This is a genomic window from Curtobacterium sp. ABR8 (genome assembly GCF_057812125.1).
The window spans coordinates 935,310-948,833 of sequence record NZ_CM173818.1; the positions used below are offsets into that span (position 1 = coordinate 935,310).

The window sequence follows — 13,524 nt, forward strand, 5'->3', positions numbered from 1 at the left end:
GGGGGCACGGACGGACGCCCCGGTCGGTCACCGACGGTGCGTCGGTGTGGATCCGGTCGAGCCCGAGCCGGTGGGCACCGAGCCGGTCGGCACGGACCCGGTCATCGGACCGGTGAACGAGCCGGCGTCGGCTGCGGCAGCACCGGCCTCCGCCTCGAGCTGCGCCTCGGCGGACATGTCGGCGCGCTCCTGCAGGGCGGAACGCTGGCGCAGCGGCGGCACCCGGAAGAACCAGGTGAGCACGAACGCGAGCAGGATCACGCCGAGGCCGACCCAGTAGATCGTCACGGACGAGGCGTTGAAGCCCGCCATGAACGGCCGGGTCAGGCGGCTGTCGGCACCGGTCAGGAACGAGGTGTCGTTCGTGCTGGTGGCGCTGTCGCTCGTGGTGTTGCCGTCGTCGATCTTCTTCGCGAGCTCCGGGGTGAGCTCGTTGACCCAGTAGGAGCGCTGCGAGGCGTTCGACCAGTCGACGGACACGGTGCCGTCCTGCACGCTGGCGTGTGCCTGGTCGGCGACCTGCTCGAGCGCGGACTGCTCGGCCGCCGGCGTCGCCGCGGCGACCTGCTGGTCGATGACGGACCGGGCCGAGGCTGCGGGGACCGCACCGGCGGCGACCTGCTGCTGCACGGCTGCCGTGACCTGCTCGGTGACCGCGGCGTCGGCGGCCTGCGTCGCCTTCGCGGAGGCACCGTCGAGCTGCGACTGCACGGTCTTCGTCAGCGGTGTGACGACGGGCGTCCAGATCTTGTCCATCGCGCCCTGGTTCGCCTTCGCGCTGGCGACGGTCGGGTTGAGCGCGGCGTCGAGTGCGGGGCCGAGGTCCTTCTCGTTCGCGGTCGCGTGCAGGATGTTCGCCGGCATCACCGAGAACAGGATGGACAGCAGGACCGCGGTGCCGAGCGTTCCACCGATCTGGCGGAAGAACGTGGCGGACGACGTGGCGACACCCATGTCACGGGCCTCGACGGAGCCCTGCGACGCCAGGGTGAGGGACTGCATGACCGAGCCGAGTCCGAGACCGATGAGGAACATGCCGATCATCAGGAACCAGAGCGGCTTGTCGATCGACATGAAGGTCAGGACGACGTAGCCGGCGGACACGAGCGCGGTGCCGATGACCGGGAAGATCCGGTAGCGGCCGACGCGGGCGACGATCTGACCGCTCGTGATCGAGGCGATCATCAGTCCACCGACGAGCGGCAGGGTGGCGAAGCCGGACTCGGTCGGGGTGAGCCCGACGACGATCTGCAGGTACAGGGGGATGGTCAGCATGGCGCCGAACATCGCGAAGCCGACCAGGAACCCGATGACGGTCGCCATCGAGAACGTGCCCGAGCGGAACAGCTTGAGCGGGATGATCGCCGCGTCGCCCATCTTCGACTCGATGAGCAGCAGCCCGATCAGGCCGACGACACCGACGACGTAGCAGGCGATGGCGGCAGGGGAGCCCCAGCCCCAGATGCGGCCCTGTTCGGCGACGAGCAGGAGCGGCACGAGGGTGACGATGACGGCGGTCGCGCCCCACCAGTCGACCTTGGGCTTCGCGTCGTCGGCACTGTGCACCTTCGGCAGGTGCAGGAAGACGATGACCATGAGGAGCGCCGCGACGCCGATCGGCACGTTGATCAGCAGGACCCAGCGCCACCCGGTGATCCACAGGATCTCGGAGGAACCGGCGAGCAGGCCGCCGATGAGTGGGCCGATGACGGACGAGATGCCGAACACGGCGAGGAAGTACCCCTGGTACTTGGCACGTTCGCGCGGGGCGAGGATGTCGCCCATGATCGCCAGCGGCAGCGACATCAGCGCACCGGCGCCGATGCCCTGCACGGCACGGAAGGCCGCCAGCATGAGCATCGAGGTGGACATCGACGACAGGACGGCGCCGAGGATGAACACGACGATGCCGAAGATGTAGAGCGGTCGGCGGCCGAAGATGTCGGAGAGCTTGCCGTAGATCGGCGTCGCGATCGTCGAGGTGATGAGGTAGGCGGTCGTGACCCAGGCCTGCTGGTCGAGGCCGTGCAGGTCGTCGCCGATGGTGCGGATCGCCGTGCCGAACACCGTCTGGCCGAGGGACGACAGGAACATGCCCGCCATCAGGCCGTAGATCACGAGGAGGATCTGTCGGTGGGTCATCAGGGGCTGCTGGCCGGTACCGCCGGAGGCTGCTGGGGCCTCGGCGCTGTGCCGACCGTGCTGCACCTGGACGGGTGCGGTGGCGGTCATCGAACTCCTTTTTCGTGCTGTGTAACTTTGCAGACCGCGCAACGATACATCTGTTGCTTCCGACAAGCAACTAAATGTGGCCGCTACGCTGAGCGCATGTCCGACGACCGGCACGCTGCCGAGCGACTCCTGCGATCCCAGCTCGACCGACTGTGGGTCCGACAGACCCTGCGCTCCTCGCTCATCGAGTCCAGCGGGGGACTCGACCCGACGGCGCGCGTGATCCTGCGGGCCGTCGCCGGCCACGGACCCGTCCGGGCCACCGCCATCGCGGACGCGACGGGGCTGTCCCGCCCGGTGATCAGTCGCCGGGTCGCGTCGCTGATCGACGCCGAGCACCTGGTCGGATCGCCGGACCCCGCCGACGGCCGCGCCACACTCGTGTCCCTCGCACCCGCGGGTAGGCGACTGCTCGACCAGCTCGACGCGGCCGGCGCCGAGGTCTTCGACGACCTGACCGAGGAGTTCGCCTCGGACGAGCTGCGCTCGCTCGCCGAGATGCTCACGCGGCTGAACGACCGGGCCGACGCGGTCCTCGGGATCGGCACCACACGCCCGTGACGTGACCACGACGGGACCGGGAGGCACGGGTCGGGCCCGCCCCGCGCCTCCCGTCCGCACGCCCTCCGGTCACTGCGGTGCGTGCATTCGAGATACCGTTGGTGTATGAGCACGGACACCGCCACCACCACCGAGACCACCGACGAGGGGCCCGTGGTGACCTTCGCCGATCTCGGCCTGAGCGACGCTGTGCTCAAGGCCGTCAAGGACATCGGGTACGAGACCCCTTCCGCCATCCAGGAAGCCACCATCCCCACGCTGCTCGCCGGCCGCGACGTCGTCGGCCTGGCGCAGACCGGTACCGGCAAGACCGCGGCGTTCGCGCTGCCGATCCTGTCCCGCATGGACTCGGGCAGCAAGAAGCCCCAGGCGCTCGTGCTGTCGCCGACGCGTGAGCTCGCCCTGCAGGTGTGCGAGGCGTTCGAGCAGTTCGCATCCCACATGAAGAACGTCCACGTCCTGCCCGTCTACGGCGGCCAGGCGTACGGCGTGCAGCTCTCCGCCCTGCGCCGTGGCGTCGACGTCATCGTCGGCACCCCCGGTCGCATCATGGACCACCTGGCGAAGGGCACGCTCGACCTGTCCGAGCTGAAGTACCTCGTGCTCGACGAGGCCGACGAGATGCTCAAGATGGGCTTCGCCGAGGACGTCGAGACGATCCTCGCCGACACCCCTGACGACAAGCAGGTCGCGCTCTTCTCGGCGACGATGCCCGCGCAGATCCGCCGCATCTCGCAGCAGTACCTGACGGACCCGGCCGAGATCACCGTCAAGACCAAGACGAAGACCGCCGCGAACATCACGCAGCGCTACCTGATGGTCTCCTACCCGCAGAAGGTCGACGCGCTCACCCGCATCCTCGAGGTCGAGGACTTCGAGGGCATGATCATCTTCGTCCGCACCAAGAGCGAGACCGAGACCCTGGCCGAGAAGCTCCGCGCCCGTGGGTACGCCGCAGCCGCCATCAGCGGTGACGTCGCCCAGGCCCAGCGCGAGCGGACCGTCAACCAGCTGAAGTCCGGCAAGCTCGACATCCTGGTCGCGACCGACGTCGCCGCCCGTGGCCTCGACGTCGACCGCATCACCCACGTCGTGAACTACGACATCCCGGTCGACATCGAGTCCTACGTGCACCGCATCGGCCGCACCGGTCGTGCCGGCCGCTCGGGTGACTCGATCAGCTTCGTGACCCCCCGCGAGCGTCGCCTGCTCTCCGCGATCGAGCGCCACACGAAGCAGCCGCTCACGCAGATGCAGCTGCCGACCATCGACGACGTCAACGAGACGCGCCTGACCCGCTTCGACGACGCGATCACCACGGCGCTCGAGGACCAGGGCCGCATCGCCGCCTTCCGCGACGTCATCGCCCACTACGTCGAGCACCACGACGTCCCCTCGGACGACGTCGCCGCCGCCCTCGCCGTCGTGGCGCAGGGCGACTCGCCGCTGCTCCTGACCGCAGCCGACGACGCCCTCCGCACGCAGATGGAGCGCGACGCCCGCCGTGGCGAGCGCGACGACCGCGGCGGACGCGACGACCGTGCCCCGCGCAGCGACCGCGGCGGTGACCGCGACCGCGGCCCCCGTCGTTCGCAGCCCATGACCGCCTACCGCATCGAGGTCGGTCGTCGGCACCGTGTCGAGCCGCGTCAGATCGTCGGCGCGCTCGCGAACGAGGGCGGCCTGCGGCGCGACGACTTCGGCGCGATCCGCATCCAGCCGGACTTCTCCATCGTCGAGCTGCCCGCCGACATGGACGGTGGCGTGCTCGACCGTCTGACCGACACCCGGATCAGCGGCAAGCTCATCGAGATCAAGCCCGACCGCCGCGGTGGTGGACGCCGGTACGAGGACCGCGACCGCGCGCCCCGCGACGACCGTCCGGAGCGCAAGCCGCGCTACTGACGCGAGCCGCGTCCTGGACGCGACCCCCTTGTGACGGGAGGCATGGTGCCGGCTGGCACCGTGCCTCCCGTCCGTCGTCCGGTCGCGTCTCGTGCCGTGGGTCGCCCCGGACGGCGGCCGTTGCGTCCCCACGCTTGCGGTGCGGGGAACCGCACATCACGCCCGGACCGGTTCCCCTGGTGCCCGGGCGGTGCTGTGATACCGGAAGCCGTGACGCAGGGAGCCGCGGAGAAGGCAGGGGAACGAACGTGTACCGAGCACTCATCACCGTCGCAGCAGCGGCGGCGCTCGTCATCGGGGGAGTGGCGCCGGCGACGGCTGCCCCCTCGTCCTCCGCGCCCGGCGCGCCGACCGCCGTCCGGGTCACCGGAGCCGGCGACAGCGCGACCGTGACCTGGGGTCCCCCGAAGTCCGGCGCGAAGGTCACCGGCTGGAAGGTCACGATCTCCCCCGCGCAGCACCAGCCCGACCAGGGTGTCGACCGGCTGCCGGCGAAGGCGCGGTCCGACCGCTTCGGCGACCTGACGCCGAAGACGACCTACCGCTTCTCGGTGCGCGCGATCGGCGCGAAGAAGACCGGCCGCACGACCCTGGTCCGCTACACCACGCCGTCCGTGGTCGACACGACGCAGTCGCTGTTCGCCCTCGACGCGTCCGGCAACGTCGTGCGGTTCGCCGAGGACGGTTCCGGCACCGGGAAGGTCGTCGCCGCGAACGGGACGGGCTTCGCCGCGGACGACGTCGGTGACGTGTTCACCCCCTCGGCGGACCTGACCTCGATCCTGTTCCACCCCGCCGACGGCAGTGCCACGCGGACGCTGGCGACCGGGCTGCACCTGACCCCCGACCTGCGCTCCGACGTCGCCGGCAACCTGTACTGGATCGACTCCGTGACGGGTGCGGTGCAGAAGCTCCCCGTCGGCAGTTCCACCGCGACGACCGTGCTCGACCTGGGCGGCACGGCGAGCGGCAGCGACCAGCGCTACTGGACGGTCACCCCGGACGGCAAGGTCGTCGTCTTCGGTGGGCCCGCAAGCAAGACGTACGTCAAGGGCACCGGCATCGCACCCCGCTCGCTCACCTCGACGTCCGGTCTCGGCATCGGGTACCCCGCAGCTGTCCTGGCCGACTCGCACGGCAACGTCTACCTCGACATCCGTTCGCCCGGCGCCGCCGGGTCGTGGGCCTGGTACCTGCTGAAGCCCGGTGCCACGGCACCGAGCGTCATCGAGCCGCGGCTGGCGTTCGAGTACGGTGCCGCGAACGCCGACGGGTTCTCGCTGCTGCAGTCCGCCGAGTGGTGCGCCGCCCCTGCCGAGTACCCGACCAGCCACACCGGCTGCAAGGTCGACCGCACGATCCCGGACAAGCTCGTGGTCGGGGCCGGTGGGACGTCCACCGTGGCGGTCTCCGGCATCACGGCCGGGTCGCGCGGGCCGAACACGGGCGCCGCCTCCGACGACGGCGACGTCTTCCTGGACGTCGACAGCGGGCCCTCGGCCGGGCTGTGGCGCGTGCCGGCCTCCGGCGGGGCTGCGCAGCAGCTGTCGTCGGCGCAGTACTCGCGGCTGCTGGTGATCTGACCGGCAGACCGAGGCAGGACGGGGTGGGACGCAACGGCGCGTCCCACCCCGTCCTGTGTCGCGGGTGCGGCGGGCGGGCCCGAGGTTCCGAAATCTTGGAGTGTCGGCGCTCCCTCAGCCGGTCCGTGGAACCTCGGCGGCACACCGGCGGCGTGTTGTGGAACCTCGGCGGCGCCTGGCACCTGGCACCCGGCATCTGGCTCCCGGCACCCGGCACCAGCGAGACCGCCCGCCGCCGCCCCACAACCCATCCAGCCTCACGCAACCCCCGCGACGGTCCGGCGGCACACCTCGTCCCACGGGGTCGGCTCGATGCCGAACCACGTGCGGCTCTCGGCGTCGTCGACCTCGTACGGCGCCGTCCACTGGTAGGTCATGTCGGCGAGCTCCCGCATCATCGGCGACACGAGCCCGAGGGCACGGATCGCGGCGGCGGGCACCCGTCGGACGGGCACGGGCGGTTTACCGGCGGCGGCGAGCACGTCGGTGAGCGCCTGCCGCTGGGTGCGAGGGGCGTTGCTCGGAACCATCCACGTGCGGCCGTGCGCGCCCTCGTCGGAAGCTGCCGCCACCAGGGTCCTGGCGACGTCGAGCACGTCGGTGAAGGTATGCGGCAGGTCGGTCCTGCCGATCATCGTCGCGGCCTTCCCCTGCAGTGCGGCCGGCAGCACCCGCGTGATGTGTCCGTTGGCCCCGATGCCCGGCCCGACGTAGTCCGAGGCCCGGACCTCGACGGCGCGGACACGTCCCGCGCGGTGCGCCGCCAGGGCATCCGCCCACAGCCGGGCGCGGAGGATCCCCTTGTGGTCGGTGGCGGCGTCCGGGGTGTCGGGTCGCATCGGCCCGTCGACCGGACCGTACGGGTACAGGTTGCCGGTGATGGCGTACACGGCGCCGGTGCGTTCGGCAGCGCTGAGCATCGACGCGGCGAGCGGCGGCCAGGTGCGTTCCCACTGGGCGTAGTCGCCGGGGTTCGCGCAGTTGTAGAGCACGGCGGCGCCGTCGGCCGCGCGGGTGAGCGCCTCGTCGTCGGAGGCGTCGAGTGCGACGTGCCCGATTCCCGACAGGCCGGTGTCGCGACCCGAGCGGGTGACGACCGTGACGCGCTCGCCGCGTTCGGCGAGCAGCGTGGCGACGTGGCGGCCCACCGGGCCGGCGCCGATGACGAGGTGGTGGTGCGACATGGTCCCTGCTTCCGTTCGGTCAGCGAGAGCGGTGCTCTCGCCACCAGGATGCGTGCTGGAGCACAAAAGAGCAAGAGCACTGCTCTCGTTTGTGTGCACTGCTCTCGTGTGGCAGGGTGACCGGATGGCACCGACAGCACGCGAGCGCGCCCGGCAGACGGTCCGGGCGGACATCCTCGCCGCCGCGCGCACCCGCCTCACCGACGAGGGCCCGGCGGCGCTCAGTCTGCGCGCCGTCGCCCGCGACGTCGGCATGGTCTCGTCGGCGGTGTACCGCTACTTCCCGAGCCGCAACGACCTGCTGACGGCGCTGCTCATCGTCGACTACGACGAACTCGGCGCAGCGGTCGAGGCTGCCGACGCCGCGGCCGGGCCGTTGCCGGGCGCCCGCTGGGTCGCCGCGTGCCGTGCGATCCGGGCGTGGTCCGTCGCACACCCGGGGGACTTCGCGCTGCTGTTCGGGTCGCCTGTACCGGGCTACGCCGCACCCCGCGAGACGGTCGCGCCCGCCGCGCGGACGACGCTCGCGCTGGTACGGGTGGTCGCCGATGCGGTCGCGTCCGACGGTCCCGTCACGTCGTCTCAGGGAGCGGACGGGAGGCCCGGATCACCCACCGCGCCCACGGCGGCTCCCGGGGCGGCCGGCCCCGCAGTCGCGGACGCCCCGGCCACCCTGCGATCGTTCGGCGTCACGCTGCCCGACGAGGTCCTCGTCCGCACCCTGATGGCGTGGTCGACGGTGTTCGGCACGATCTCGTTCGAGCTCTTCGGCCACTTCGTGGGCTCCGTCTCCGACGGCGCCGCGTACTTCGACCAGGTGATCGCCCGCCTCGCCGACGACCTGGGGTTCGCCGCCGCGTTCTGACCTGCACGGTGGGTGGACCCCGGCCGTTGTCCACGACTCGCAGTCCGGGCCTGACAGAGGGGCGGTCACTGCGGTAGACAGGTCCCTACGCCGAGGTCGTGCCCGACGACCGGAGCGGACGGCCGGCACGACGACCCCTGGGTCTGCGTCCGGACGAGACCACACCCGGGCGCGCGCTGCGGCCGGGGTCCGCGGATCAGGAGGCACCCTTGCGACGCAGCACGGTCGGCGACCCCGCAGCCGGAGCGACCCGGTGACGGCGCTCGACGTCAGCCGGCAGGACCGCCGCCGGCTCAGCACCGGCACGGCCCGCCGACGGCTCGTCACGGTGCGCACCGTCGCGCTCCTGGCCTCGATCGCCGGGGTGAACTACGTCGTCTGGCGCTGGGCCGCCTCGGTGAACTGGCACTCCTGGTGGATCGCCGTGCCGCTCATCCTCGCCGAGACCTACAGCGTCATCGACTCGCTCTTGTTCGCCTTCGGAGCCTGGCGGCTGCGCGAGCGCGGGGAACCACCGACGAAGCCGTCCTCCGACGTCACGGTCGACGTCTTCATCACCACGTACAACGAGCCCGTCGAGATGGTCGTGCGCACGGCCCGTGCGGCGAAGGCGATCACGCACCCGCACGCGACCTGGATCCTCGACGACGGCAACCGCCCCGAGATGCGCGCGGCCGCCGAGTCGCTCGGCATCGGCGTCGTCACCCGTGGTGCCGACTGGATCGACCGGCCCCGGCACGCCAAGGCCGGCAACCTCAACAACGCCCTGCTCGCCACCCAGGGCGAGTTCCTGCTCATCCTCGACGCCGACCAGGTCCCGGAGCCGGAGATCCTCGACCGCACGCTCGGCTACTTCAAGGATCCGCGGATGGCCCTCGTGCAGACGCCGCAGTGGTTCGAGAACGTCCCCGAAGAGGACCTGCTCGGCAGCCAGGCGCCGTTGTTCTACGGCCCGATCCAGCAGTCGAAGGACGGCTGGAACGCCGCGTTCTTCTGCGGGTCGAACGCGATCCTGCGGCGCGAGGCCCTGATGCAGCTCGGCATCTCCCGTTACGTGGTCGAGGTCGAGGCGTCGGTGCAGCGGACCATCACGACGGCGCGGAAGCTGCTGGCCCGCGCCCGCGAGACCGAGACGGACCCGCGGGTGCTCGGCGCCCTGGACGAGGCCGAGGCCGTCGTCGACCGTGCCCGCGACCAGGTCCGGGCCGGCGAACCGCTCGGCGACGTCACCTACGCGTTCCAGCGCGGGATCGACGCGATCGCCTTCCGGTTCGCCGCCGCCGACCTCGAGTCGGTGCGGAACGACCTGCAGGAACTCGCGGCGATGTCGACCGACGCGAACACCTTCGCCGGTCTCGACGACGCTGCGCTCGACGTGCTCGGCCGCCGCGACGCATCGCCCGTGGCCGCCATCGAGTCGATCGCCGTCCTCGCCCGGGCACTCGACGTCAACCGCGACGACGAGGCGCAGCCGATCATGCCGCTGGCCACGATCTCGGTGACCGAGGACATGGCCACCGCCATGCGGCTGCACGGGCTCGGCTGGAAGTCGGCGTACCACGACGAGATCCTGGCGAAGGGCCTGGCACCCGAGGACCTGCCGACCATGCTCGTGCAGCGGCTCCGCTGGGCGCAGGGCACCATGCAGGTGTTCTTCCGCGAGAACCCACTGGTGCAGAAGGGACTCTCCTGGGGGCAGCGCCTGATGTACTTCTCCACGATGTGGAGCTACCTGTCCGGGTTCGCGGCGATCGTCTACATCGCGGCACCTGTGCTGTGCCTGTCGTTCGGCGTCGTGCCGGTGCAGGCGTACAGCGTCGACTTCTTCGCCCGGCTGATCCCGTTCCTCGTGCTCAACCAGCTGTTGTTCTGGGTGGTCGCCGCGGGCAGACCGACCTGGCGTGGGCAGCAGTACTCGCTCGCGCTGTTCCCGGTGTGGATCGAGGCGGTGACGAGTGCGTTCGAGAACGTGTTCCGCGGCAAGCCGCTCGGGTTCCGGGTGACACCGAAGGTGCGCGACGAGACCGAGCAGAAGCCGCGGTGGGACCTCGTCAAGCCGCAGCTCTTCGCGATGGGTGCCCTGGTCGCCGCACTCGTCATGATCGGCATCCGGTACCTGACCGGGCAGGCGTCGGGCATCGCGCCGCTGGTCAACACCGCGTGGGTCGTCTTCGACCTGTTCATCTTCAGCATCGTGATCCGTGCCGTGCTCTACCGAGGCCCGGGCACGGCAGCCCAGTCAGAGCACGAGTCGAGCACCGCCGGAGGACCACTGTGAGCGCCGAGACCACCTTCGACGTCGCCGCGACGCCCGTGTCGCTCGACGAGGTCCAGGACCGGTTCGCCGCATGGTGGGACGGTCTCGGCATCGACGACGCCCGGCTCCGGTTCGCGCTGGAGACCGCCCTGGCCGAGGTCGCCGCCAACATCGTCGAGCACACCACGCGTGCCGACCAGGCGACCGGTCGCCGGTACACCGTGCGGCTCGAGTCGACGGATCGCGCCCTCACCGCGGAGCTCACCGACAACGGCCTGCCCGTGGACATCGACCTGAGCGCCGTGACGATGGCCGACGTCGAACAGGAGAGCGGACGCGGCCTGGCACTCGCGATCGCCGCCCTCGACCGGCTCGAGCACCGACACGAGTACGGGCACAACGTCTGGACCCTGGTGTGCGACCGATGAGGCTGCTGGCGGCCCGGGTGGTCGCCGTCCTCGTCACGATCGCGACGCTCCTGCTCGGCGGTGCACTGCCGGCGTCCGCGGTGACGGTGCACACGGCCGCGGCGACGGCGCCGGCGAGCGGGACGGCCTGGTTCGGCCCGGACCTCGACTGGGGCGACGACTCCCCGGCGGGGTACGAGGGACGACTCGGTGCGACGCCGTCGATGTACGGGGTGGAGATCGACTACCCGCTCGACCGCTCGGCCCGGCGGGAGCTCCTCCGCGCGACGCGTGCCGCGGCGACGCAGGGTGCGGTCCTCGTCGTCAGCCTCGAGCCCGGGCAGTCGCTCCGCTCGCTCGACCTCGCCGACGCCCGCGCGGTGAACACCGTGCTCCAGGAGGTCCACGACCAGTACGACACCCAGGTGCTCGTGCGGTTCGCGCCGCAGATGAACGGCACGTGGGTGCGCTGGGGGCAGCAGCCGACGCAGTTCGTGCAGGCGTTCCGGACACTCGCGACCGCGGTGCACGGCGGCGACTCCGACGCGCTCATGGTCTGGTCGCCGTCGTACGGCGCCGGGTACCCGTTCGGCGAGTCCGCCGGGCGTCTGGACGACCTGTCCGCGACCGACGTCGCGAAGCTCGACACTGACGGCGACGGCGCGCTGACCGCGGCCGACGACCCCTACGAGCCGTACTGGCCGGGCGACGCGTCGGTCGACTGGGTCGGGCTGTCGATGTACTCCTTCGGCAAGGGGAAGTCGACGGCAGCAGCCGGGCGCGACGTGCCCCTCACCCGCAACGACGTGCCGGAGCCCGGTGAGGTCGAGTCCCGGTTCGACGAGACCTGGGGCTACGAGCAGCAGCAGGCCGACAGCTTCTACGACCGGTTCGCGGTCGACGGCGACCGGTCGATGCTGCTCGACACCGGTGCGCTGTACGACCACACTCGCCGGGGTGACGCGGAGCTGCTGGTCAAGCAGGGCTGGTGGCGGCAGGTGATCGCGTCGGTCCAGGACCGCCCGTTGATCCGGGGCGTGACCTTCGTCGAGACGAACCGCCGCGAGCCCGAGGCCGGCAACCGTGTCGCCGACTGGCGCGACACCGCCGTGCCCGGCATCGCCGGGTCGTTCCGCACCGACCTCGAGCGCAGCGACCACTTCGCCTTCGGGCCGGTCACCGACCGCGTCACCACGCAGCAGGGCAACGCCGCGACCGACCAGCAGTACGACACCGGCGGCGACCAGATGGCGTGGATCGTCTGGCTCGCCGTGGGCCTGGCGGTGGTGTTCCTGCTGAGCGGCCTGTTCGGACGGCTGCTGCCGGGGTGGCGGTACCCCGACGACGGCAAGCCCGGGCGCGACCTGCGGCTCGACCTGTTCCGCGGGTTCATCATCCTGGCGGTGGTGATCACCCACATCGAGATCGGCGGACCGTACTCGTACCTCACCCTGCACGCGGTGGGTGCGATCACCGGTGCCGAGATGTTCGTGTTCCTGTCCGGCATGGTCCTCGGCATGACCTACCCGTTCGCCATCAAGAAGTTCGGCGAGTGGGCGGCCGCGATCGGGGCGTGGAAGCGTGCCCGCAAGCAGTACCTCGTGACGCTCGTGGTGATCGCGGTGGTCTTCGCGCTGAGCTTCGTCCCGTTCCTGAACACCGACGCGATCACGACGTTCACCGACCGGGGGACCGGCACCGGCGGCGTCGGTGCCGAGGGGCGGGTCTACGACCTGTACCCGAACGCCATGCAGCTGCTCGGCTACCCGCCGCCGTGGTTCGCCATCCGGCAGTTCCTGCTGCTCGAGATGGGCCCCTGGCCGTTCAACATCATGGGCCTGTTCGTGGTGCTGAGCCTGTTCATCCCGCCGCTGCTCTGGCTGATCCGCCGCGGCTTCTGGTGGGTGGTGCTCGTCGTGAGCTGGGCGCTGTACGTGTTCCAGGCGCTCAACCCGGAGTTCCGCCCGCTGAACTCGCAGTTCGAGGCGGTGTTCCCGCTGCTCACCTGGCAGGTCGTGTTCACCCACGGACTCGTGCTCGGGTACTACCGACGGCAGATCATCGGCGCGCTCACCGGGCGGCTCGGCAAGGTCCTGGTCGGCATCGGCGTCGGCGGCTACGCGGCGTTCCTGGTGTACGTCTGGGCGGCGAACCACGCCGGGTTCACGCCGGTCCCGTTCCCGGCGTCGATGTACGAGGACCTGTACAACACGGCGTACCAGCGGGTGGACCTGCAGTGGGGCCGACTGGTCGACATCGCCTTCTTCGCGATCGTGTCGTACGCGATCCTGACGGTGTTCTGGAAGCCGATCTCGGCGGCGATCGGGTGGCTCTGGATCCCGATCGGGCAGGCGAGCCTCTACGTGTTCGTGTGGCAGGTGTTCTTCGCGCTGGCGATCGCGTCGATCCCGGGTGTCGACTGGGGCAACGGCTGGATCGGCTTCGCGACCCACACCCTGCTGATCCTGTTGGCCTGGTACATGGTGCGGAAGCGGTTCCTGTTCTCGGTGATCCCGCGCTGACGCTGTGG

General features: G+C 70.9%; 9 protein-coding genes. 7 read left to right on the forward strand and 2 right to left on the reverse strand.

All coding sequences use genetic code 11. The features are described from left to right. Window positions 1-27 precede the first annotated feature (27 nt). The gene (locus ACXKZB_RS04635; protein WP_488824863.1) at window positions 28-2,232 is read right to left on the reverse strand and encodes an MDR family MFS transporter; all 2,205 of its coding nucleotides are present in this window, start codon (window positions 2,230-2,232) and stop codon (window positions 28-30) included. A gap of 96 nt (window positions 2,233-2,328) precedes the next feature. Between ACXKZB_RS04635 and ACXKZB_RS04640 the strand changes: the two genes are divergently transcribed. From ACXKZB_RS04640 to ACXKZB_RS04650, 3 genes are all read left to right on the forward strand, one after another. Next, on the forward strand, window positions 2,329-2,793 hold the full coding sequence (locus tag ACXKZB_RS04640; protein ID WP_488824864.1) for a MarR family winged helix-turn-helix transcriptional regulator: 465 nt from the start codon (window positions 2,329-2,331) through the stop codon (window positions 2,791-2,793). Window positions 2,794-2,898: 105 nt separating this feature from the next. Next, on the forward strand, window positions 2,899-4,698 hold the full coding sequence (locus ACXKZB_RS04645) for a DEAD/DEAH box helicase (protein ID WP_488824866.1): 1,800 nt from the start codon (window positions 2,899-2,901) through the stop codon (window positions 4,696-4,698). A gap of 248 nt (window positions 4,699-4,946) precedes the next feature. After that, a complete protein-coding gene (locus ACXKZB_RS04650) occupies window positions 4,947-6,281 on the forward strand; it encodes a fibronectin type III domain-containing protein (RefSeq protein ID WP_488824868.1) in 1,335 nt (444 codons plus the stop codon). Between the two features lie 257 nt (window positions 6,282-6,538). Here the strand turns inward: ACXKZB_RS04650 and ACXKZB_RS04655 are convergent, their stop codons facing one another. Next, on the reverse strand, window positions 6,539-7,465 hold the full coding sequence (locus tag ACXKZB_RS04655) for an NAD-dependent epimerase/dehydratase family protein (protein ID WP_488824869.1): 927 nt from the start codon (window positions 7,463-7,465) through the stop codon (window positions 6,539-6,541). 124 nt (window positions 7,466-7,589) lie between these two features. On the opposite strand from ACXKZB_RS04655, the gene ACXKZB_RS04660 reads away from it, so the two are divergent. The 4 genes from ACXKZB_RS04660 to opgC all read left to right on the forward strand — a co-directional run bounded on the left by ACXKZB_RS04660 (window position 7,590) and on the right by opgC (window position 13,516). Next, window positions 7,590-8,330 (forward strand): TetR/AcrR family transcriptional regulator, encoded by a 741-nt coding sequence (locus tag ACXKZB_RS04660; protein WP_488824870.1) that lies wholly within the window; start codon window positions 7,590-7,592, stop codon window positions 8,328-8,330. A 328-nt stretch (window positions 8,331-8,658) separates the two neighbouring features. Then, window positions 8,659-10,608, forward strand: coding sequence for a glycosyltransferase (locus ACXKZB_RS04665; RefSeq protein WP_488825951.1), 1,950 nt, complete (start codon window positions 8,659-8,661; stop codon window positions 10,606-10,608). Continuing rightward, window positions 10,605-11,015 carry an ATP-binding protein gene (locus ACXKZB_RS04670; protein WP_488824872.1) on the forward strand — a complete coding sequence of 137 codons (411 nt, stop codon included), beginning with the start codon at window positions 10,605-10,607 and terminating at the stop codon, window positions 11,013-11,015. Before ACXKZB_RS04665 ends, ACXKZB_RS04670 begins: the two co-directional genes overlap by 4 nt. Beyond that, entirely contained in the window at window positions 11,012-13,516 is a 2,505-nt protein-coding gene (gene opgC, locus ACXKZB_RS04675) for an OpgC domain-containing protein (RefSeq protein ID WP_488824873.1), read from the forward strand. The genes ACXKZB_RS04670 and opgC overlap by 4 nt, the downstream gene beginning before the upstream one ends. Window positions 13,517-13,524: the final 8 nt, after the last annotated feature.

Coding starts and splice junctions, on each gene's coding strand:
- opgC (WP_488824873.1), top strand. CDS start 11,012: ATGAGGCTGCTGGCGGCCCGGGTGGTCGCCGTCCTCGTCACGATCGCG.
- ACXKZB_RS04640 (WP_488824864.1), top strand. CDS start 2,329: ATGTCCGACGACCGGCACGCTGCCGAGCGACTCCTGCGATCCCAGCTC.
- ACXKZB_RS04660 (WP_488824870.1), top strand. CDS start 7,590: ATGGCACCGACAGCACGCGAGCGCGCCCGGCAGACGGTCCGGGCGGAC.
- ACXKZB_RS04655 (WP_488824869.1), bottom strand. CDS start 7,465: ATGTCGCACCACCACCTCGTCATCGGCGCCGGCCCGGTGGGCCGCCAC.
- ACXKZB_RS04635 (WP_488824863.1), bottom strand. CDS start 2,232: ATGACCGCCACCGCACCCGTCCAGGTGCAGCACGGTCGGCACAGCGCC.
- ACXKZB_RS04645 (WP_488824866.1), top strand. CDS start 2,899: ATGAGCACGGACACCGCCACCACCACCGAGACCACCGACGAGGGGCCC.